Consider the following 22,105-nt stretch of genomic DNA (forward strand, 5'->3'; position numbering starts at 1 on the left):
GCCACTGACAACGTGGCTGAACGAAATCGCCTGATTAGTGAGGCTTTTGCTGTTCCCCTTCCTGCGCTGAATCAGCCGCTTCACTCCCGTTCTCTTCCTCTTCCGGCAGATTGACCATAGTATTCTGAATATCTTCTTCATCAATGGCCGGGTTCAGTGCTACCGCCAGCGGTGAACTCACCAGACCATCGGTTAATGGCACGTGCGGAACCTGATCTTCCTGGGTCACTTCCGGCAGGGAAGAACGCAGACGGGTCAGCCCGATAATCACCGCGCAGCAGACCACGAAAAAGGCATACAGCATATTTCCCCCCAGCGGTTGCATCAAGGCACCGGTCAGCAAGGGACCGATACTGGCACCGATTCCATACGACATCAGCAAACAGGCTGTCAGCGAAACCCGACGTTCTGCAAGTATCCGGTCATTGGCCAGTGCTACCGCCAGAGGGTACAAAGCAAACTGCATCATACTCGCGACAAACGCGATACCGGTGACCGGAGCAAAACCCAGATGCTTGAGTATTGCCAGCGGTAACGACGCCAGCAGGAAAATAATCGCCGTGAAAAACAGCAGCCGTTGTCGGTCATAGCGGTCTGACAGCCAGCTCAGGGGAAACTGAGTGACCAGCCCGGCAAAGATGGTGGCTGCCATAAAAATACCGGTCTGGGAAGTTGTCAACCCCATCTGACTGGCATACACCGGAGCCATCCCATAAAAAGCCCCGGTCACCATTCCCGTCAGCAGTGTAATCACCAGAATTCGTGGAATGGTCTTTAAGAAATAACTCAGTTCAAGCGGTGCCGGTGACATAGGATGAACTTTAGTCCGGGTGGTCAGCGCGATGGGAACCAGACACAGCGCAAAACACAGAGCAACAATCAGTAACGGCAACATGCCAAAACCACTTTGCAGGGTGAGGATTATCTGCCCCGCAGACAATCCGAGATAAGTTGCGACCATGTACAGCCCGAAAATCACCCCTCGCTGGTTAGACTCTGCCTGATCATTCAGCCAGCTTTCCAGCACCATATACTGACTCATCATGCACAGCCCGATGATAAAACGCAGCACTATCCATACCGGAACATACGCGCTCATCCCATGGCCAATCACCGATGCAGTGATAATCCCCGCGCAGGCAACGTAAGCACGAATATGCCCTACCCTGGCTATCAGGTTATGCCCGACTTTACCCCCCACCACCAGCCCGATGTAATGAGCCGCAGTAATTAATCCAATCACCGTACCACTGACGCTTTCGTGGGCCAGCCGTAATGAGACGTAAGTCGTCAGTAAGCCTGAACCCAGTAACATCAGGAGAGTGGTGGTATACAAAGGCAGAAAGGTATTTAAAATTTTTTGCATTAAATCTCCGCGAGAGTTATTCACAGAATGAATGAATAACGCCCGGGAACAGAGGACCACCGACCTGAACAGTCGCTCTGTTGGTCAGTCCGATACAGAGCATCCTTGCCCTGCGCTTCCATCATCCTTACAGGTGTGGAAAATTGATATGATTCCCGGGCGCTTCCCGATGTAAATGAATAAAGTTCAGGTGACGCTCATATTGATCAAGGATATCTATGATCACCTGCTCTTTACTGTAGTCCATCAAATCGTTCCCCTGGCTACCTTCGACTAAAAAAGTTTCCAGTCGGTAGTAGGTCGACTTGCCACTTCTGGCCCGGTATGTGAAACCAGGAATCGAGTATTTCTGTGGCCAAATCTGATAAACAAAGTTTTGCTCCTCTCCCAGATTGACCGTCAACGCCAGATGCCCCAGGTCCTGGTCTGCCTCGGCTGGCAGATTTTCCAGTTGCACCTGAGCTCCACGATATTCGAGCTCCTTTGCCACTTCCTGCATCGCAGGAAAACAGGTGTTATCCAGCATGGCACGGGTATAGGTCGTCCCCGGATAGTTCATCAGCCGTGAAAGACGTTTTTTCCAGCTCAGACGGTCATTGGCTGTCGCCAGGTAAGGTGCCGTATCCCGGCTGGCACTGACCCGACGATAATCCTCAACTTTCAGTGATTTATACAGTCCGGCCATCACGAAGAACATCACAAAACTAAACGGCAGCCCCATAATCACTGTGGTGCTTTGCAGTGCCGACACACCGTTAGTCATCAGCATGCCGAGTGTCAGTACACCGATCGCTATCGACCAGAAGATACGAATCCAGTTCGGGGCATCGCTGTTAATATCTTTAAGTCGTGAGGTGAAATTCCCCAGCACCAGGGCACCGGAATCCGCAGATGTCACATAAAAAAGCAGACCTGTGATCGTGGCGACAGAAGCGCTGAAGGTGAAGGCCGGATACTGAGCCAGCAGATTATAGAAACCTCGTTCAGGGTGAGCCATAACATCCGCGGCAAAGGCAGCATTGCCATGGATAATCTGATACAGCGCCGCATTCCCAAAGACTGACAGCCATAACAATGTGAAGGCAAACGGGATAATCAGCGTACCCAATACAAATTCGCGAATCGTTCTGCCACGGGAAATACGAGCCAGAAACAAACCGACAAACGGCGACCAGGCTACCCACCAGGCCCAGAAAAACAGCGTCCAGTTATTCATCCACTCGGTCGGGCGGTCGAAAGCAAAGGTGTTTAATGTCATCCCCATAAAGCGATTAATGTAATCACCTACATTCAGTACCAGGGCATTCAGCAGAAACTCCGTATTACCGAAAAACAGCACGAAAATAATCAGCCCCAATGCCAGCAAGACATTGAGTTCAGACAGCATACGGATTCCTTTATCCACCCCCGAGGTGACCGAGATGGTAGCAATCACCACCGACAAGACAATCAGTGCCGCTTTGGCGCTGAGACTGTCAGGGATATGGAACAACACACTCAGACCATAGTTGAGCTGAACCACACCAATTCCCAGCGTAGTCGCAATACCAAAGATAGTCCCAATGACCGCAGCAATATCGACAGTATGACCAATCGGACCGTTAATTCGTTTCCCGAAAATCGGATACAGCGCAGATCGTATCGTCAGAGGCAGGTTATAACGGTAACTGAAGTACCCCAGGGCAATCCCCATCAGCGCATACATCGACCAGCCCGTCATTCCGTAATGGAAGAGTGTCCAGACCATGGCCTGGCGGGCGGCTTCCGTTGTTTGCCCTGCGCCTTCCGGGGGCTGCATAAATTGAGTGACCGGCTCAGCCACAGAGAAGAACATTAAATCAATACCGATGCCGGCGGCAAACAACATAGCCGCCCAACTGAGTAAGCTGAACTCTGGTTTAGACTGTTCCGGCCCCAGTTTAATCGCCCCAAAACGGGAGACTGCCATGAATAAAACAAAAACAATGTACAACGTCGCCGCCAGCATGTAATACCAGCCAAAGGTGGCCGATACCCAGTCCATAACGCTTTGAATGATTCTGGCTGAGGTTTCGCTGTAAAAGAAAGTCATCAGGGAAAACAACAAAATCAGCCCCGCGGCGGTGTAGAACACCACAGGGTTGACTTTGTCTTTTTCACTGGCAGGTGGGTGAATCATGAATTACCTCTGATTAGTTCTTTAAAAAAACAACACCGTGACAGCTCCCTGTCCGGTATCCCCCCGATAAGAATAAGCATCCCCACAGAGGGTGATGGTGATTTTGTTATTTATTACAAAAACTTAATGTAAAACCACATCAATTCCCCGAACTAAAATCCAGCACGGGGAATGCCAAGCATAGCAATTCTCTTTTTTATATTGAACATTCAATCAAAAAAGTTTTAATAGTTTATACCTTAGTGTCGGGGAGTCACCAGTATGCCTAAAGTAGGTATGCAGCCCATTCGTCGGCGTCAGCTTATTGATGCCACGCTGGAAACAATCAATGAAGTTGGTTTGCATTACGCCACGATTGCGCAGATTGCAAAGCGTGCGGGGGTATCCACAGGGATCATCAGTCACTATTTTGGTGACAAGAATGGATTGCTGGAAGCAACAATGCGTGACATTACCACGCAGTTACGCACCGCCATTCTCAGCCGTTTGAAACGGCTGCCCGCGACTGAGACACGGGCGCGTCTGGAGGCGATTGTTGACGGGAATTTTGATGAAACTCAATTGCACACCGCAGCCATGAAAGCCTGGCTGGACTTCTGGGCCAGTAGTATGCATCACCCTATGCTTAACCGGTTGCAGGTGGTCAGTAGCCGGCGGCTACTCTCAACACTGATTGCTGAATTTCGCCGCGAACTGCCCCGCGACCAGGCAAGAATTGCCGGCTATGGGTTATCAGCACTTATTGACGGGTTGTGGCTGCGGGCTGCGCTGAGCGGTCAGCCCTTTGACTCCGGACTGGCGAAAACGCTGACCACCCGGTTCATTTGTCAGCAACTGACAAACACCCAATTAGATGACGGAGAATAAACCATGTCACGATTTGCAGAACAGTTTCTGTACATTGACGGAGCGAGAGTGCCCGCACAGAGTGGGTTTACATTTCAGACGGTAAACCCCGCGAATGGTGAAATCCTCGCCGATGTCCATGAAGCCGGTCAGCAAGATGTTGATCTGGCCGTTGAATCCGCCCGTAAAGGACAAAAAATCTGGGCAGCTCTGACAGCAATGGAGCGTTCACGTATTCTGCGAAAGGCCGTCGACTTATTGCGTGCAAGAAACGATGAGCTGGCGCTGCTGGAAACCCTGGATACCGGTAAACCCCTGAGCGAGACGACGTCAGTGGATATTGTCACCGGTGCCGATGTGCTGGAGTACTACGCAGGACTGGCGACCAGCCTGGAAGGACAGCAAATCCCGCTACGGGAAAGTTCATTTGCCTATACCCGTCGCGAACCGCTTGGGGTCGTCGCCGGTATCGGTGCATGGAACTATCCGATACAGATAGCCCTGTGGAAATCAGCCCCGGCACTGGCAGCCGGTAATGCCATGATTTTTAAACCCAGTGAAGTCACCCCGTTGACTGCTCTGGTACTGGCAGAAATCTATAGCGAAGCCGGAGTTCCTGACGGTGTATTTAATGTCCTGCCAGGCCGCGGCGCGGTTACGGGCCAGGCCCTGACCGAACATCCCGGAATCGACAAAGTCTCTTTCACCGGAGGTGTGGTCAGCGGGCGTAAAGTCATGGCGACGGCCGGAGGCTCTACCCTCAAAGAGGTCACCATGGAACTGGGAGGGAAATCACCACTGATCATTTGTGAGGATGCCTGCCTGGACCTGGCTGCCGATATTGCCATGATGGCTAATTTTTATAGCTCCGGACAGGTCTGTACCAACGGAACACGGGTCTTTGTTCCCACGGAACTGAAGAGCGATTTTGAGGAAAAAATCATCGCCAGGGTCGCTCGCATCCGTGCAGGATCACCGGAAGATGCTGATACCAACTTTGGTCCGCTGGTCAGTTTCTCTCATCGCGAGAATGTCATGCGTTATATCCGCTCCGGTATCAACCAGGGTGCCAGACTGTTGGCCGGGGGACATGAATTAAGCGGTGCTGACTTTGAAAATGGCGCCTGGGTTGCACCGACGGTGTTTACTGACTGCCATGACGATATGGAGATAGTCCGGGAAGAGATCTTTGGCCCTGTGATGTCGATTTTAAGTTATGACAACGAACAGGAGGTCATCCGTCGTGCCAATGCTACCGATTTTGGTCTGGCCGCCGGTGTCGTTACCCCTTCAATAAACCTCGCTCACCGGATAATCCACCAACTGGAAGCGGGAATATGCTGGATAAATACCTGGGGAGAATCACCTGCAGAGATGCCGGTGGGTGGCTACAAACATTCAGGAATTGGCCGCGAAAATGGCCAGATGACGTTGCAAAGTTACACCCGGGTAAAATCTGTTCAGGTCGAACTGGAAACATTTCAGTCCGTATTTTAAACATTTAACCTGAGGAGTATCGATGGAATTTGATTATATCATTATCGGTGCCGGCTCCGCCGGCAACGTGCTGGCCACCCGACTAACTGAAGACAAAGAGGTCAGCGTACTGTTACTGGAAGCCGGTGGACCAGACTACCGTGCCGATTTCAGAACCCAGATGCCTGCTGCGCTGGCTTACCCGCTACAGGGAAAACGCTATAACTGGGCTTACGAAACCGACCCGGAACCCCATATGAATAACCGCCGGATGGAATGTGGCCGCGGCAAAGGACTGGGCGGATCATCACTGATCAACGGCATGTGCTATATCCGTGGTAATGCAATGGACCTGGATAACTGGTCCCGGGCACCGGGTCTGGAAAACTGGAGTTACGCGGATTGCCTGCCCTATTATCGTAAAGCAGAAAACCGCGACAGCGGCGCAAATGACTACCACGGTGCAGATGGCCCTGTCTGTGTCAGTACGCCAAAAGACGGCAATAATCCGTTGTTCAGTGCCATGGTAGAAGCCGGAGTACAGGCCGGATATCCACGCACCGATGATCTGAACGGTTACCAGCAGGAGGGTTTTGGTCCCATGGACAGAACCGTGACTCCTCATGGCCGACGTTCCAGCACCGCACGCGGTTACCTGGACCTGGCAAAATCCCGCACTAATCTGACCATTGTCACCCACGCCACCACTGACCGGATAGTATTTAACGGCAAACGGGCGGTCGCTGTCGAATACCTGCGCGGAAAACAGGCGACTCCGGTGCTGGCCTCTGCCCGTAAAGAAGTTCTGCTGTGTGCCGGTGCAATTGCATCACCACAAATATTGCAGCGCTCAGGCGTCGGCCCGGCATCCTTATTGCAGAAATTTTCAATTCCGCTGGTGCATGACCTGCCAGGTGTCGGAGAAAATTTGCAGGATCATCTGGAAATGTATCTGCAATACGAATGTAAGCAACCCGTATCTCTTTACCCGGCGCTGCAGTTGAAAAATCAGCCTAAAATCGGGGTAGAGTGGTTGTTGAAAGGTAGCGGTGTTGGTGCCAGTAACCAGTTTGAAGCGGGCGGTTTTATCCGTAGCCGTAAAGAGTTTGACTGGCCGAATATTCAGTATCACTTTTTACCGGTGGCGATAAATTATAACGGCACCAATGCAATTGAAGCACATGGTTTCCAATGCCATGTCGGTTCGATGCGTTCGCCAAGCCGTGGCAGAGTACAACTGAGATCACGCAATCCGCATCAGCATCCGTCAATACTGTTTAACTACATGTCCCATGAACAGGATTGGCAGGAATTCCGCGACTGTATTCGTCTGACTCGCGAGATTATTAATCAGCCGGCACTCGATGAATTCCGTGGCAAAGAACTGAGTCCGGGTATGGATTGCCAGAGCGACGAACAGTTGGATGAATTTGTGCGTAATCACGCCGAAACGGCTTATCATCCCTGTGGTACCTGTAAAATGGGTACTGATGAGATGGCAGTGGTGGATGCCGAAGGACGCGTTCATGGATTACAGGGCTTACGGGTGGTCGATGCCTCGATTATGCCGGAAATCATCACCGGTAATCTGAATGCGACCACCATTATGATCGCGGAAAAACTGGCGGACCGCATTCGTGGCCAACAGCCTTTGCCCCGCAGCACCGCAGGTTATTACGTGGCGGGGGATAACCCGGTCAGAAACGCCCCCCTTCGCAAATAATCATGTTCTTTTCACGACCTTAACATTATCCGGAGTAAAACAGCCATCGTCTGTTTTACTCCGGACAAAACCACTGTTAACGCCCCAGCCAGCGATAATTTTTAACATACTGATTCCTTAGCCATTCTCACCGACCTGTTAAACTCAACTCCTCTGCCATCGCCAGATAAACATCCCACATAAAACTTACACCCGCTGTTGCCTGAAAATAATTACTTACAAACTCTTTACCAAATGTTGAAAAAAAACAATAATACGAATGAACATGATAACAATTCTCATTACTTATGGGCATTATAAGGATAATCCGTTGAAAAGTAAGCGCAATATCTCTCCGGCATTTCCTGCCGTCGGCAAACTGGGCGTATTTGCAGGTTTGTGTGCAGGGCTTTCAGGGCCGGTAATCGCCGCCACTACACCAGCAACTTCAGATACCACGGCAGCGGCAACCAACCGCAATATCACTGCCAAAAAATCGGAACCCACTCTGGTGGTCAGTGCAGCATTACCTTCACTCTACCTGCCTAAAAGTTTGTCAGACCCGAAATTTACCCGGCCACTGGCAGATACCACACGTACAGTCACGGTGATCCCTGAAAAAGTGATTCAGGAACAGCATGCCACCACGCTGACCGATGCCCTGAAAAACGTCGCCGGTGCAGGGGCTTTCTTTGCCGGAGAGAACGGTAGTACCTCGACCGGGGATGCTATCTATATGCGCGGCGTCGACACCTCGAACAGTATTTATGTCGATGGCATTCGTGATATCAGTTCCACCACCCGTGATACCTTTAATACGCAGAGTGTGGAGGTGATTAAAGGCCCTTCAGGATCGGATTATGGCCGCAGCGCGCCATCGGGGTCGATCAACATGATCACTAAACAACCGACGCTGGATACCAGTCTTGATGGTTCGGTCAGTTATGGCAGCGGTTCTGAGCGCCGTGCCACTCTCGACTATAATCAGATGATTAGCGATAACAGCGCGTTTCGCGTCAATATGATGGGGGACAAGGGGAACGACCGGACCCGTAATAACATCAACCATGAAAAATATGGTATTGCTCCTTCACTGGCGTTCGGGCTGGATACGCCAACCCGTTTGTATCTCAATTACTTCCACCTTCATCAGCGTGGTACACCGGATGGCGGTGTTCCGACCATCGGCCTGCCAGGTTACACCGCACCTACAGGATTCGAAGCATTAAACAGTAGCGGAAAAGTGAACCCGCATAACTATTACGGCACCCATTCTGACTTCAGCAATGCCACCACGGATACCGCCACTCTGCGCTTTGAGCATGACTTATCAGACAGCACCACTATCAGGAATACCACCCGCTGGTCAGAAACCAAACAGAAATATTTACTGTCAGCATTTATGGGTGTCACTGCCAGCACCTCAGATAATCCGGATGACTGGACATTGTCGCGACTGATCAACACCAAAGACGTAGTCAATAAAATACTGACCAACCAGACGAACCTGACATCGAAATTTTATACCGGTTCAGTTGGGCATGATATCAGTACAGGGGTTGAATTTACCCGTGAAACCCAGACCACCTATGGCCTGAATGCGCTGACCGCCCCGGCCGTTAACATCTATTCCCCTGACAGTAATGTCTCCATTGGGGGATTGAGTCCGAACGGCGCTAATGCCAATGGTTCCACCAATACTTTCGGTATCTATGCCTTCGATACGCTACAGATTACCTCAGATTTCGAGCTGAACGGTGGCATCAGGCTGGACAGCTATCATACCGAATATGACTCATCGACTGCCTGTGGCGGAACCGGACGCGGCGCCATCACCTGCCCTGCCGGTGATCCTAAAGGCACTCCGGTGACAACTGTCGATACCACTAAACATGGTAATCTGTTTAACTGGAAAGCCGGCGCGCTGTATCACCTGACACGTCAGGGCAACGTTTATGTTAACTACGGTGTTTCACAACAACCGCCGGGCGGAAGTAACTTCCAGTTGGCTGACGGAGGCACCGGTAACAGCGCCAACCGTACGGACTTCCAGCCACAGAAAGCGCAAACCGCAGAACTGGGGACTAAATGGAGCCTGTTGAATGATACGCTGCTGCTGAGCGGCGCACTGTTCCGGACCGATATTAAAAATGAAGTCAGCCAGGACGCCTCGACCCTTGAATATGTTCAGACCGGTCGTAAACGGGTTCAGGGTTATGAACTGACCGCCAGCGGCGATATTACCCGCGACTGGCATGTAATGTTAGGCTATACCCTGCAGAATGCTAAGGTAGAGGAAGGAGCTGCTGTCAGCAATGACGGTTCCAGTGCTCTGAGCTATACCCCGAAACATGCTTTCACCTCATGGACCACTTACCAGATAACTAATGATCTGATCGCAGGCGCCGGTGCCCGTTACATTGGCAGTATGCATCGTGGCACTGACGGGGCTGTAGGTACGCCGAATAAAGTAGACAGTTACTGGGTCGCAGATGCTATGGCCGGCTACAAAGTGAATAACAATCTTGACCTGCAACTGAATGTCTATAATGTTTTCAACAAGCATTATGTTTCATCGATTAACAAGAGTGGCTATCGCTACTTCCCGGGGGCTGAGCGCAGCTGGATGCTGACCGCAAACGTCCACTTCTGAGCCTATTCACGCCGCAGGGATCTGCGGCGTTTTTTCAGGAATTACCGCTATGATGCAACAAATTTCGGGTCTGTTGAGCAAACAGGAAGTTCGGCAGGTACTCGATAAACTGTCACAATGCCGTTGGGTGGATGGTCGGGCGACTACCGGCACCCAGGGTGCCCGGGTCAAAGCCAACCAGCAGGTTGATACCCAAAGCGAAGAGTGGCAGGAACTGCAGCAGTATCTGCTGAATATTCTCAACAGTCATCCTCAGTTCTTTTCGGCAACCCTGCCGGTGAACATCTCCAGCCCGTTATTTAACCGTTACAGTGACGGTGGGACCTATGGTTTTCATGTCGATGGTGCGGTGAGGCGCGAAGGCAATGAGTGGCTGAGAACAGATATTTCAGCCACGTTGTTTCTGACCGAACCCGACAGCTATGAAGGCGGAGAGTTGATTATTCAGGACACCTATGGCCAGCATAGTGTCAAACTTCCTGCCGGGGATATGATCCTATACCCTTCCAGTAGCCTGCATTGTGTAACTCCAGTGACCCGGGGAGAACGGGTAGCTTCATTTATGTGGATACAGTCGATGATCCGCGATGACAAAAAACGAGCCATGCTGATCTCTCTCGACGAAAACATTCAGGAACTGAATCAGCAGCCCCGGTCAGAGGAAGTTTCTATGTCACTGCTGAACCTCTACCATAATCTGCTCAGAGAATGGAGCGGGCAGTAAGCCCACCCCGCTTAGCTGCCAGGCAGAAATAACCGGCGTCGGAATTCTGCCGGAGGCTGTTGTCACTTTTCTCAGCATGTTATGTTGTTGCTTTGTTCCAGGCTATCAGGCAAACCAGAATGACAAAACAACGCGTAGGAATTATTTTTGGCGGGAAATCGGCTGAACATGAAGTCTCTTTACAGTCAGCCAAAAACATCATTGATGCTATTGATAAAACAAAATTTGAAGTTGTACTTCTGGGGATTGATAAGCAGGGACACTGGCAGATTAATCAGCAGTCTGACTTCCTGCTCAATGCGAACGACCCGCAGCATATTGCCCTGAACCCTTCTGCTCAACAGTTGGCTCTTATCCCGGGCCAACAGCAACAACAATTAGTTGACCGGCAGCAGTCATCTCCGGTGCCTCAGGTCGATATCATTTTCCCTATTGTCCACGGGACTCTGGGTGAAGACGGCTCCCTGCAGGGATTACTGCGGATGGCCAATCTGCCGTTTGTCGGTTCCGGGGTATTAGGTTCAGCCGTGAGTATGGATAAAGATGTCGCCAAGCGCTTGCTGCGTGATGCCGGACTGCTGGTCGCACCATTTATCAGCCTGACCCGCGCCCGTTTGGCAGAATTCAGCCCTGAACAGGCTATCGAACAGCTGGGACTGCCGCTGTTTGTCAAACCGGCCAATCAGGGATCATCGGTAGGTGTCAGCAAAGTCCGTAGCCCGGAAGAACTGTTACCAGCACTGCAGGATGCATTCCGTTATGATCGCAAAGTATTGATCGAAAAGGCGATTGTTGGCCGGGAAATTGAGTGTGCGGTATTAGGTAATGACTCACCCCAGGCCAGCCATTGCGGAGAGATTGTTCTTAGTGACGAGTTCTATTCTTACCAGACCAAATACATTAACGAAAAAGGGGCTCAGGTCGTGGTACCGGCGCAGCTGGATCCGCAAACCGATGAACGCATCCGCCAGGTAGCCTTACAGGCATACCAGGCGCTGGAATGTTGCGGCATGGCCCGGGTGGACGTTTTCCTGACCGCCGACCAACAGATTATCATCAATGAAATTAACACGCTGCCAGGATTCACCAATATCAGTATGTATCCAAAACTCTGGCAAGCCAGTGGCCTGGGATACAGTGATCTGATTACCCGGCTGATTGAACTGGCGCAGGAACGCTATCAGCAGGACCAGAGAATGACAGATTCTTTCGACCATTGAGTCTGTATCCGCCTGGCGGGTACTAGTCCAGCCAGGCGGGTGACGTCTGATTACGCCCACCCCGTTTTGACACATACAGGTTTCGGTCCGCCGTACTGATCAGCCGATTCATCACTGATACCCAGTTGCTGTCTTCACTTCCCGCCGGTTCCAGAGCAGTACCAATACTCACCGAAACCGCAACCTCTGTTCCCTGAATGATAAAATTTTGGTCCGAAACCACTTTACGTACGGACTCAGCTTGCTGGTAGATTTCAGCCGCGTCGGTATCGAACAGTACAATGGCAAATTCTTCTCCGCCAAAACGTGAGATCCGGCACTGCTCACCCAATAGCGTGACCAGACGTCGACTCATTTCCCGTAACACATGGTCACCTTCATCATGACCAAAATTGTCGTTAATGGATTTGAAGAAATCGATATCCAGCAGAATCAGTCCCATGGGCTTTTTCTGCCGGAACGGCTCACTCACCAGGCTGTCAAACAGACCGGAACGAGACAGCAGCTGGGTCAGAAAATCATAATTGGCCCGGATAGCCAGCTGACGGTTGAGGCTGCGTATTGAATCCATGCTCACTGCAACCATGTACGGGGTCAGTGCCAGCGCGGCAATACCCAACCGCACCGAAATCAATGGCGTCACCTCTGATGGCATAAACCCGGTACCGACAGTAATAATATTCAGATATATCAGCATGATTTCTACAACACCAATCATGCAGGTAATCAGACATACCGCAGACACCGGCAGTACCAGAGCACACCAGATAAGCCCTGGCAGTGGCAGCGTCAGGCTACCCGGGCCCCCTAACGATATCGATGCCAGGAGCAACAATGCCACGGCAATCACCGGCAGTACTGACGTGAACCGCCACTGATAACTATTTTTCCGGCCAATCGTCAGTATCAAAGGCAGCAGCAATAATCCGGTAGAAAACTGTTCACTGCTCCACGCGCCCACCGCACTAAAAAATGCCAGTCCGCTGTTCACATTCGGCGAAGCCATCACCCCCCAGGTGGCTGATACCAGTGCAGCCAGCAGACACACCGGAAAAATAATCATCACATTGGTGATGCTGGTCTTCCCGGAATTGAAAGAAGGGAGACGATTCAGCAGAACAGCCGTAATCATAATAAACAGGATATTGGCAAAATTAATGGTGAAAGCTTCTTTTGCCCAGCCAGAAAAAAGTAGATCATTCGCCACCATACCGGCATAACAAAACAGATAGTTCAGCGGCGTATGCAACCAGGGTTTACGGATAAACAGTCCTGCAATCACTGCGTTTACAATCCAAAACAGCGACAACACCATCGGTAACCGGAGGTGACTGCCTAAGGCAGACAACAGAGCGGAGATAAGCAACAGAATGATACCGTTCTGTATCATTCTGTTTTGTTTAAAAAGCCGAAACGTCATTACTTAATACCCCATGCTGCCGATCCTTTCACACTGCCCTCTGTCTGCCATCCCAAAAGGTAAGGCAGAGGATATTCAGATATGGCATCGCCGCTGACCGGACAGGCAGCAGAAACTAATCATTCATTCAGGAAAGCATCACCTGGCTCACATATTGATTCGGCACTGGTGAATCTGCCGAAAAAATATGACATTTTCAGAGTTCCGGCGTCAGCTGTGATCGCCGTGATCCCCGGGATTTGGAATGCAGCAGAAGCTCTGGTTCTCAGAAATTTCCTGCTTTTGGCTATATTTTGGCAAAATAACAGCAAATGACCAGCAATAATTAACAATTTTAATGGCACCTGGTGCGGTGCCAGGCTGAAGGGTCAGGGGTTACTTACCGTTCCACGCGCGTAAATTTTGTTCCCGTACCTCAATCTTTTGCTGATCGCTCAGTTTATTGTATCCATCGGCCAGACCACTTTCCCAGTCTCCATATTCAGGATTTGGCAGGATAATAAACCGGGTGCCAAACAGAGCATGGTTGGCGCTGACGAATGCCCGGCGCTGCGCATTATTTTTGTGCCAGGTCGCGCCCCCAAAGTCATTCAGGTTATCACCGATGTACAGCACCACATTCTCTCCGGATTGTCTGATTTCATCAAACCGGGCCTGTTTGTTCGAGGTAGTGGTACTCAGACGCACAGTGTTGCTGTTCACCCCGGGGAAACCCAGCGCATTCAGATTATCGACCGTAGCCTGATAATCCTTCTGGTCGCGATTAGAGACATAGAAGACTTTGCCACCATGGCTGTCCACATAACGGGCAAATTCTACGGCTCCCGGTATGGCCAGTGCCTGCCGGGCCCGGGTCCAGGTGGACCAGGTCGCATCGGTGAACGGCTGACCATTCTTCGCCTGCCACGCTGAATAAGCGCTGTTATCCAGCATGGTTTCATCCAGATCGACTATCACCGCTTTCGGTTTTCCGGTCAGAGAGGACGCGTTATCAAAGGCCATTGTCGCTAAATTAAATGCCTGCCAGGTCAGGGCCTGATACTCTCCGGACTGCTGAGTCCAGTTCACTGCCGTCACCGTTTGATCATTGAGCCGCTGTTGTGCGTTGTCAGCACATCCTGTCAGCCCGAGAATGAATACGGCCGGTAACGTCATAAGCCAGCGTTTTTGCATCGGATATCCTCTTGTTATGCCAAAGTTATCAGGAGTTGACCCCGTGATGACTATCGCAGTATCTTCACCGAAAATGCAACTCCGGATGCACTTCTGACACAGGAAATACTTATGCCTCTTACCGCTACTGACGGCCTGCGATCCCCATTGCTTGACTCTCTGGGGTGGGTCAGCCACCAGTTTCTGCCTGCCGGTGTTCGTCCTCCGGAAAATACCGCCTATGGTATTCAGCGACATACGACGAATGTACTGTCCGCGGAACAAAACTTTCCGCCGAAACAGGTAGTCTCCGATGCGCTGATTAGCTACGACCACCAGCCGGTGGCAGTATATACCGCAGATTGCCTGCCGGTACTGATTGCTTCTCCGCTGACCCGTCAGGTGGCGGCCGTGCATGCCGGACTCAAGGGAACGTTAGCCGGGGTTCTTCAGCAAACCTTGCATCAGTTGAGGCAACAGGGTGCTCCGTCTGACAGTTTATTTATTGCCATTGGTCCCGCCATCGGCCCCTGCTGCTATCAACTCGGTATGCCGTTACTGGCAGAAATGGAAGAAAACCCACGGGTGAACGGTGCCATTCCCTGGTACCCGCAGCCCCCCACAAACCCGAACGCTGTGCGCGACTGTGCCCCACAATCTTTCCCTGCCCTGTGGCTGGATTTACCCGGGCTGGCACGACAGATGCTTACCCACGAAGGAGTCCCCGACACACAGATAGAGTGCCTGCAGCATTGCACTTACTGCATGGCGGAAAGTGGGGCCAGCTACCGGCGTAATACCCACACCGGAGAGGGATACCATCTGAGGTTTTCCTGGATTGCGGCCAACCCGGGCTGATCCACCGAAGTTATTTGATTCTGCTCACAACTCACGGCCGAAGTAGTAGGATTCTGCGACAACCGGACTATGGTTAACTCATCCGACCACTTGTCTGTGAGTGATGATTATGGTGGAAGCTGTCTCACTACTCTTTCAGCCACTGGAGCTGGGATTTACCCGGCTTAATAACCGTTTTTTGATGGGCTCCATGCATACCGGTCTGGAAGAGCATCCGCAAGGCGCGCAACGACTGGCTGCATTCTATGCAGAGCGCGCCAGGGCTGGCGTCGCTTTAATAGTCACCGGGGGCATCGCCCCTTGTGCCGAGGGCCGGATTAATCCGCATTCTGCCTGCCTGACCAATGAAGATGAAGCCCGCTGGCATCAGCCAGTCACCACTGCGGTTCACCAGACGGGGGGAAAATTGTATTACAAATCCTGCATGCGGGACGTTACAGTTATCAGCCCTCGCTGGTAGCGCCTTCCGCGCTGAAAGCACCGATTAATCCTTACACTCCCGCAGAAATGAGTGATGAGGCGATTACCCGTACGATTAACAGTTATGCCCGTTGTGCGCAACTGGCACGCCAGGCAGGTTATGACGGTGTGGAAATCATGGGCTCCGAAGGTTACCTGATCAATCAGTTTCTGGCTCCGGCGACCAATCAACGTCAGGATCGCTTTGGGAAAACAGCCCGTGGCAGGATGCGTTTCGCCCTTAACATTCTTAAAGCTGTTCGCAAAGCGACCGGCGATGACTTTATTATCATCTTTCGTATTTCGATGATTGATCTGGTGGAACAAGGCTGCCGGACGGAAGAAACCCTGCTGTTGGCACGCCTGTTGGAACGCAATGGTGTCACCATGCTCAACACTGGGATTGGCTGGCACGAATCGCAAATTCCGACCATTGCCGCTGTCGTTCCCCGGGCAGCCTTTACCTGGCTGGCCGCAGAACTGCGCCGCCACGTCAGTGTCCCGGTAATAGCCACTAACCGGATTAATGACCCGCAACTGGCGGCACAACTGCTGGCTAAGGGGTATGCCGATATGATCTCCATGGCCAGACCCTTTCTGGCCGATGCCCGGTTCGTCGAAAAAACCCGACAACAGCAATTCCAGCAAATCAATACCTGCATTGCCTGTAATCAGGCCTGTCTGGATAACGTGTTTGCCGGAAAAATCACCTCCTGCCTGGTCAATCCGCGCGCCTGCCATGAAACCGAAATGCCGGTCTTAGCGGCGCCTTACCCGAAAAAACTGGCGGTAGTCGGAGCCGGTCCCGCCGGGATGGCCTTTGCTTTGAATGCGGCTCAACGCGGGCATCAGGTCACTCTGTTCGATGCCGGTGCTGACATCGGGGGACAGCTACTGCTGGCCAGCCAGATCCCCGGAAAGCATGAGTTCAACGAGACACTCCGTTATTTTCGTTATCAGCTGGCGGCCAGCGGTGTGGAAATTCGGACCCGTATTACCGTCACTCCGGCGCTGTTGTCAGGGTTCGATGAATTGATCCTCGCGACCGGAATACATCCAAAGATGCCCGCGATACCCGGCATCGGCCACCCGTCAGTCGTGAGCTGGATCCAGGTATTGCAGGAAAAGGTGCCGCTAGGTCAACGGGTCGCAGTGATCGGTGCCGGTGGAATTGGGGTAGATATCGCGTTATATCTCAGTGAGCCTGCGACTGCGACTGCGACTGCGCTGGCAGAAGAACAACAGCAGTTTTACCGACAGTGGGGAATCGATCCACAGCGCCAACAACGTGGCGGTCTGATCCGGCCGTTGCCGGCGAAATCTCCCCGCGAGGTGTGGCTCCTGCAACGCAGTGCTGCCACTCCCGGTCGGGGGCCGGGCAAAACCACCGGCTGGATCTCACGCATTAACCTGCAGGCAAATGGCGTGCGCCTGCTGGGTGGTGTGGATTACCGGTGTATTGATGATCAGGGTCTGCACATTAATTATCAGGGAAGTACGCAACTACTGCCGGTTGATACCATTATTATTTGTACCGGCCAGCAACCCTGTTCCACACTGGCAGAGCAACTGCGGTCAGCCGGAGAGCAACGACCTGTACATATACTGGCCGGAGATGGTCAGAATGCACAGACAGATGCCCGCCAGGCCATTGCCTCCGCGACTGCACTGGCATTGCAGATTTAGCGTAATTTAACCGAACGCAGCACCACAAACTTAGTATTTGATGCAACCACCTGACAGTTACCGAACAGTTTTTTCAGTTTTCCCTGATGATCGAGATGGCGGTTTGCTACCACCCGGAATTCGCCACCATAACGCAGGCAACGGAAGGCATCACGGAACATCTGCCAGGCGATATGGTCAGTCACCGCATTTTGCTGATGGAACGGAGGATTACATACTACTGCCGAAAAACTATCGGCCGGAAAACCACTCAGTGAATTATTGACAGTAAAATGGCAACGCTGCAGGTCATCGGCCAGATTTTCTGTAACATTGATTCTGGCCGAATCCACCGCCATCCACGATTCATCCACAAAATGCACCGTCGCTTCAGGGTTATGAGTGAGTACTGTTAGCCCGATAACACCGTTACCGCAACCGAGGTCAATAATATCTCCCTCAATATTGCGCGGCAGATGGCGCATAAAGAAACGGGCTCCGATATCCAGTGACTGGCGGGAGAATACATTGGCATGGTTATGGATGGTGTAAGGCGTGCCATCCAGCGGCCAGCGCAGGGCCAAATCGCGTTCAGCCAGTTGCGGCACAGTCAGCTGACTGAAAATCAGGCGGGCTTTTTTCTTCGCCAGCGAGGTACGGGTTTCGCCGATAATTTTTTCAAAGATAGCCAGGGTCGAGTTATGGATATCCTTCGCTTTGGCACCACTGATGATAAGCGTCTGAGGATTAACTACACTGCGCAGGCTGGTCAGTTGATACTCAAGCAGCGCCAGTGTTCTTGGCACCTTAATGAACACGACCGCAGGTGTAAATGGCAGTGGACTCAAACTATCGAGGAAAGTGACCTGTCCTGAATCGAGCTGATTTTCCGCCAGATTCATCTGAGCGGCCTGCTGGCTGTTCAGTGAGTCACCGATATGCCAGACCTGACGACCCGCCTGAACCAGCGCACAGGTCAGCGCCCCAAAATTATCGTTATAAACTGCCACCGGTCCCGCTGGCAGTTCCTGCTGGAGCAGATATTCGTCAGCCGCATCCCAGGCCTGTAACGCATTATCATCGCCGGTACGTGGAAAGCGATGCAGGGTAAGTGAAACATCACTCAGTTCGAATTGGCTCATGGTATCTCCGGCACAGGTCTGGGGGTCACGCAGAAAAGGGGCGCAGTATACTGGCTTTACCGGATAAACCCAACCGTAAAGCAAGCTATTGTCTTCGGCTCCGTCACCGCCGGTTCAGATAAAGGCTCCGGCCTTACGGATCAGGCTGGTTTTGGTCAGCGCACCCAGAAAATAGCGTTGCTTATCATCACTCAGTACCGGCAGGCGTTCCAGGGTAACCTTAGAAAATGCCTCCCAGCCTTCACGCAGGCTTTTATCCTGGCAGATGTAGGGGAAATCATTATCCATTACCTCCCGGACTGGTGAATCCGGTGTAATTCTTTGCGATAGTACACTGGCGGCAATGTCATGGATTGACACTACCCCTAAAAAACGCCCGCTTTCATTAATCACATACACATAGCGCTCACGTTTCAGCGAACTGATCGCCAGGGCATCGCTCACCGGGGCGTCAGGAAGCAATGCCGCTCCGGGGATAATCAGTTCGGCTATCGTGGTATTATCGAAGTCATAACGCGCTTCAGCACGATTAAAATGGGTAGAGATCAGTGGATAGGTGACTGCCGATTTCAGGCGATAAGCCACCATCGTCGCCAGAACCGAAGCTATCATCAGCGGAAACAACAAACTGCTGTTAAGAGTCATTTCTGTCACCATCAGCATGGCCATCAGCGGTGCCTGACTAATGGCCGCCAGTACAGCTGCCATCCCCAGAGCTGCATACAACCAGCCAGGCTGCGCAGCAAAGCCGGTATCAGCCGTCACCACATTGAAAATAGCACCGACTAACGCACCAATCAGCAACGAGGGAGTAAACATCCCTCCCACCGCGGAAGAGCCGACAGAACAACAGGTCGCCAGCAGCTTAAGCAATAGCAGACCGGCCAACCCCCATAACAGATACTGACCACTGAAAATATTGATAATAACTTCGTAACCATTCCCCAGGATCTCAGTAGAAAAAATGGCCAGAATCCCTACCGCAGCGCCACCGATCCCCAGTCGGAAAGGCAAACTACTGATGCGTGAAAATTGCTTTTTGCTGTATCCCGCCAGAGTAATAAATGCCGCCCCCGCCAGCCCACACACCAGGCCGATGACAATCACGATTAGCACACTGTGAATACTGACATTAAATCTGACATCAGCCAGTGGATAGAGCGCAGAACGGTCGCCCAGCCACCACATCGTCATCACCGAAGTTCCGGAAGCAATAACCAGCGGGATCAGACGCTGCAATGCACTGATTCCAAAAGCCACTTCAGCCACAAAAATCGCCGAGGCCAGAGGGGCATGGTACACCGAAGCCAGTCCGGCAGCGGCAGCCATCGCCACCACATCAGAATTGTTCAGATGAAAACGGCCGGGCAAAAAACGGCCAATAATGCTGCCGCACAGTGCCGACAACTGTACCATCGGCCCTTCCTTACCGATGGAGGCACCACTGGAAATACTGGCCACAGAGGAAAGCGCGCGAAACAGTGAAGTACGGGTAGGTACCGCATCCAGTCGTGCATTCAGCACATCCAGGTAATCCGTACCCACAGCCTGCTTTTTCTCAAGCGCGACGGCATAGCGCAGGAAAAAGCCGGCTATCACCCCACCACCTCCGACAATCACCGGCCAGAAAAACCACGGCCAGACATGCATCGCCAGCGTAATATCATCGCTGCGGCCAAATAGCAGACGGTTAACCCACTCTATAACCTGACGGAAACCAAGCGTAACCATGGCTCCGGCACAGCCAACGGGTATCGCTATCAGTAATGCTGTCCAACTGAGTACGAACTTTCCTTCCTTCACTAAGTATCCTGCGCAGAGAGAGGCGAGATTGCCATGATAAAACTGTCGTTGCAGGCATGCAATTCAGTAATGGACCGCCAGGGCTCGTGGAAAAGTGTCTGAATGTTTCTAAATATTATTCAGTGTGTATTGTAATAATCCGTACCTTCTGCCAGGCTACATACAGCAAAGGGGAGTAACTTAAAAGCTGGCTGATCGTCATTACGTTGTGAAAACAACCGGTCACCAGGCAACCCGGAATAATTCTGTGTTGTAAGTGAGACCTTGCCGGAAGGTGGGGTTTGCTTGCAGTAAATTCGCGGCTGACATCTTCTGATCTCAGCCGTTTTTTATCAGGACAGAATTATGCATAGCATTGGTAATCCCCTGCTGTGGGGCTGTTTCGCAGTTATCGTTGTTATCATGCTGCTGGTCGACCTTCGACTGCAGGGCCATCGTGACCGTGCAGGCATGTCATTCCGTCAGGCCGCTTTCTGGTCGGTGGTTTGGGTCACCATTTCACTGCTGTTTGCTGCCGCACTTTGGTGGTATTTGAATAGCCGGGTCGGTCCGGAAGTCGCCGGCACTCAGGCACTAGCGTTTCTCACCGGTTATCTGCTGGAAAAAGCGCTGGCGGTCGACAATGTCTTTGTCTGGCTGATGCTGTTCAGCTATTTCTCTGTACCTGTTGCGTTGCAGCAACGGGTGTTGGTCTATGGTGTGCTGGGCGCTATTGTCCTGCGTACCGGAATGATATTTGCCGGTAGCTGGCTGGTCAATGAATTCAGTTGGATCCTCTACCTGTTTGGCGCCTTCCTGGTGATCACCGGGATAAAGATGGCGATCCCGGAAAAAGAATCAGCGCAGGATGCCGGTGACAAACCTATGATTCGCTGGCTACGCCGACATATCAGGGTGACCGATACTCTTGAAGGAGAAAAATTCTTCGTTATCCGCAACGGTGTACGTTATGCCACACCGCTGTTGTTGGCTCTGATCATGGTAGAATTCAGTGATGTTATCTTTGCGGTAGACAGTATCCCTGCGATTTTTGCAGTCACTACAGACCCTTTTATCGTTCTGACCTCTAACCTGTTTGCTATCCTCGGATTACGGGCCATGTACTTCATGCTGTCGGGTATCGCAGAACGTTTCTCATTACTGAAATACGGGCTGGCGATTATTCTGGTATTTATCGGTATCAAGATGCTGCTACTCGATATCTGGCATATCCCCACCTACGCCTCGCTGGCAGTGATTGCGACTATATTAGTGGTGACGTTACTGATTAATCACCTGAGAAACCGCCAAATGTCGCAAAACAGCTAACAATATAATCCCCTACAGGGAGGTAATACCTCCCTGTTAAATACAGAAATATTGAAAATAAGCGTTATTTATCCCCATAATTTTCTCCAATACACCTTACTTATCTCTTCAGCCATAGGCTCTGCCCTGAATTTATCCTTTATCTTGCAGATC

14 protein-coding genes and 1 pseudogene are annotated in these 22,105 nt (G+C 51.6%); 9 read left to right on the top strand and 6 right to left on the bottom strand.

The window, feature by feature from the left end:
* Positions 1-34: 34 nt before the first annotated feature.
* Both HA49_RS11050 and HA49_RS11055 read right to left on the bottom strand, forming a co-directional pair.
* Positions 35-1,366, bottom strand: a complete 1,332-nt coding sequence (locus tag HA49_RS11050) for an MFS transporter (RefSeq protein WP_038023316.1) — start codon at positions 1,364-1,366, stop codon at positions 35-37.
* A gap of 127 nt (positions 1,367-1,493) precedes the next feature.
* Complete coding sequence (locus tag HA49_RS11055) at positions 1,494-3,524, bottom strand: choline transporter (RefSeq protein ID WP_038023318.1); 2,031 nt, start codon at positions 3,522-3,524, stop codon at positions 1,494-1,496.
* A 261-nt stretch (positions 3,525-3,785) separates the two neighbouring features.
* On the opposite strand from HA49_RS11055, the gene betI reads away from it, so the two are divergent.
* From betI to ddlA, 6 genes are all read left to right on the top strand, one after another.
* Entirely contained in the window at positions 3,786-4,391 is a 606-nt protein-coding gene (betI, locus tag HA49_RS11060; RefSeq protein ID WP_038023320.1) for a transcriptional regulator BetI, read from the top strand.
* A gap of 3 nt (positions 4,392-4,394) precedes the next feature.
* Positions 4,395-5,867 (top strand): betaine-aldehyde dehydrogenase, encoded by a 1,473-nt coding sequence (gene betB, locus HA49_RS11065; protein ID WP_038023323.1) that lies wholly within the window; start codon positions 4,395-4,397, stop codon positions 5,865-5,867.
* A gap of 22 nt (positions 5,868-5,889) precedes the next feature.
* Entirely contained in the window at positions 5,890-7,569 is a 1,680-nt protein-coding gene (gene betA, locus HA49_RS11070) for a choline dehydrogenase (protein WP_038023326.1), read from the top strand.
* Between the two features lie 310 nt (positions 7,570-7,879).
* Positions 7,880-10,201 (top strand): catecholate siderophore receptor Fiu, encoded by a 2,322-nt coding sequence (locus tag HA49_RS11075; protein ID WP_038023329.1) that lies wholly within the window; start codon positions 7,880-7,882, stop codon positions 10,199-10,201.
* 49 nt (positions 10,202-10,250) lie between these two features.
* Positions 10,251-10,925: a Fe2+-dependent dioxygenase gene (locus HA49_RS11080; RefSeq protein WP_038023332.1), complete on the top strand. Its 675-nt coding sequence runs from the start codon at positions 10,251-10,253 to the stop codon at positions 10,923-10,925.
* A gap of 119 nt (positions 10,926-11,044) precedes the next feature.
* Complete coding sequence (gene ddlA, locus HA49_RS11085; protein ID WP_038023336.1) at positions 11,045-12,145, top strand: D-alanine--D-alanine ligase; 1,101 nt, start codon at positions 11,045-11,047, stop codon at positions 12,143-12,145.
* Positions 12,146-12,167: 22 nt separating this feature from the next.
* Here the strand turns inward: ddlA and HA49_RS11090 are convergent, their stop codons facing one another.
* Both HA49_RS11090 and HA49_RS11100 read right to left on the bottom strand, forming a co-directional pair.
* Positions 12,168-13,565: a GGDEF domain-containing protein gene (locus tag HA49_RS11090; RefSeq protein WP_038023337.1), complete on the bottom strand. Its 1,398-nt coding sequence runs from the start codon at positions 13,563-13,565 to the stop codon at positions 12,168-12,170.
* Between the two features lie 375 nt (positions 13,566-13,940).
* Positions 13,941-14,738, bottom strand: a complete 798-nt coding sequence (locus HA49_RS11100; RefSeq protein ID WP_038023341.1) for a 5'-nucleotidase, lipoprotein e(P4) family — start codon at positions 14,736-14,738, stop codon at positions 13,941-13,943.
* 111 nt (positions 14,739-14,849) lie between these two features.
* Here HA49_RS11100 and HA49_RS11105 point away from each other — a divergent pair, with 111 nt between their 5' ends.
* Positions 14,850-15,575 carry a purine nucleoside phosphorylase YfiH/LACC1 family protein gene (locus HA49_RS11105; protein ID WP_038023344.1) on the top strand — a complete coding sequence of 242 codons (726 nt, stop codon included), beginning with the start codon at positions 14,850-14,852 and terminating at the stop codon, positions 15,573-15,575.
* 109 nt (positions 15,576-15,684) lie between these two features.
* A pseudogene (locus HA49_RS11110) lies at positions 15,685-17,720 on the top strand (oxidoreductase).
* Here HA49_RS11110 and rlmG read toward each other — a convergent pair.
* Both rlmG and HA49_RS11120 read right to left on the bottom strand, forming a co-directional pair.
* Complete coding sequence (rlmG, locus tag HA49_RS11115) at positions 17,717-18,841, bottom strand: 23S rRNA (guanine(1835)-N(2))-methyltransferase RlmG (protein ID WP_038023347.1); 1,125 nt, start codon at positions 18,839-18,841, stop codon at positions 17,717-17,719. The pseudogene HA49_RS11110 and the gene rlmG sit on opposite strands and share 4 nt — an antisense overlap.
* A 114-nt stretch (positions 18,842-18,955) precedes the next feature.
* Positions 18,956-20,644 (bottom strand): chloride channel protein, encoded by a 1,689-nt coding sequence (locus HA49_RS11120; protein ID WP_038023349.1) that lies wholly within the window; start codon positions 20,642-20,644, stop codon positions 18,956-18,958.
* 345 nt (positions 20,645-20,989) lie between these two features.
* Between HA49_RS11120 and HA49_RS11125 the strand changes: the two genes are divergently transcribed.
* Positions 20,990-21,952 (top strand): TerC family protein, encoded by a 963-nt coding sequence (locus HA49_RS11125; protein WP_038023351.1) that lies wholly within the window; start codon positions 20,990-20,992, stop codon positions 21,950-21,952.
* Positions 21,953-22,105 lie beyond the last annotated feature (153 nt).

It is taken from the genome of Tatumella morbirosei, assembly GCF_000757425.2.
Classification (GTDB): domain Bacteria; phylum Pseudomonadota; class Gammaproteobacteria; order Enterobacterales; family Enterobacteriaceae; genus Tatumella; species Tatumella morbirosei.

Excerpts from the sequence above, each read along its gene's own strand:
- ddlA (WP_038023336.1), top strand. The coding sequence starts at position 11,045 with ATGACAAAACAACGCGTAGGAATTATTTTTGGCGGGAAATCGGCTGAA.
- rlmG (WP_038023347.1), bottom strand. The coding sequence starts at position 18,841 with ATGAGCCAATTCGAACTGAGTGATGTTTCACTTACCCTGCATCGCTTT.
- HA49_RS11105 (WP_038023344.1), top strand. The coding sequence starts at position 14,850 with ATGCCTCTTACCGCTACTGACGGCCTGCGATCCCCATTGCTTGACTCT.
- betI (WP_038023320.1), top strand. The coding sequence starts at position 3,786 with ATGCCTAAAGTAGGTATGCAGCCCATTCGTCGGCGTCAGCTTATTGAT.
- betB (WP_038023323.1), top strand. The coding sequence starts at position 4,395 with ATGTCACGATTTGCAGAACAGTTTCTGTACATTGACGGAGCGAGAGTG.
- HA49_RS11050 (WP_038023316.1), bottom strand. The coding sequence starts at position 1,366 with ATGCAAAAAATTTTAAATACCTTTCTGCCTTTGTATACCACCACTCTC.
- HA49_RS11090 (WP_038023337.1), bottom strand. The coding sequence starts at position 13,565 with ATGACGTTTCGGCTTTTTAAACAAAACAGAATGATACAGAACGGTATC.
- HA49_RS11125 (WP_038023351.1), top strand. The coding sequence starts at position 20,990 with ATGCATAGCATTGGTAATCCCCTGCTGTGGGGCTGTTTCGCAGTTATC.
- betA (WP_038023326.1), top strand. The coding sequence starts at position 5,890 with ATGGAATTTGATTATATCATTATCGGTGCCGGCTCCGCCGGCAACGTG.
- HA49_RS11055 (WP_038023318.1), bottom strand. The coding sequence starts at position 3,524 with ATGATTCACCCACCTGCCAGTGAAAAAGACAAAGTCAACCCTGTGGTG.
- HA49_RS11100 (WP_038023341.1), bottom strand. The coding sequence starts at position 14,738 with ATGCAAAAACGCTGGCTTATGACGTTACCGGCCGTATTCATTCTCGGG.
- HA49_RS11080 (WP_038023332.1), top strand. The coding sequence starts at position 10,251 with ATGATGCAACAAATTTCGGGTCTGTTGAGCAAACAGGAAGTTCGGCAG.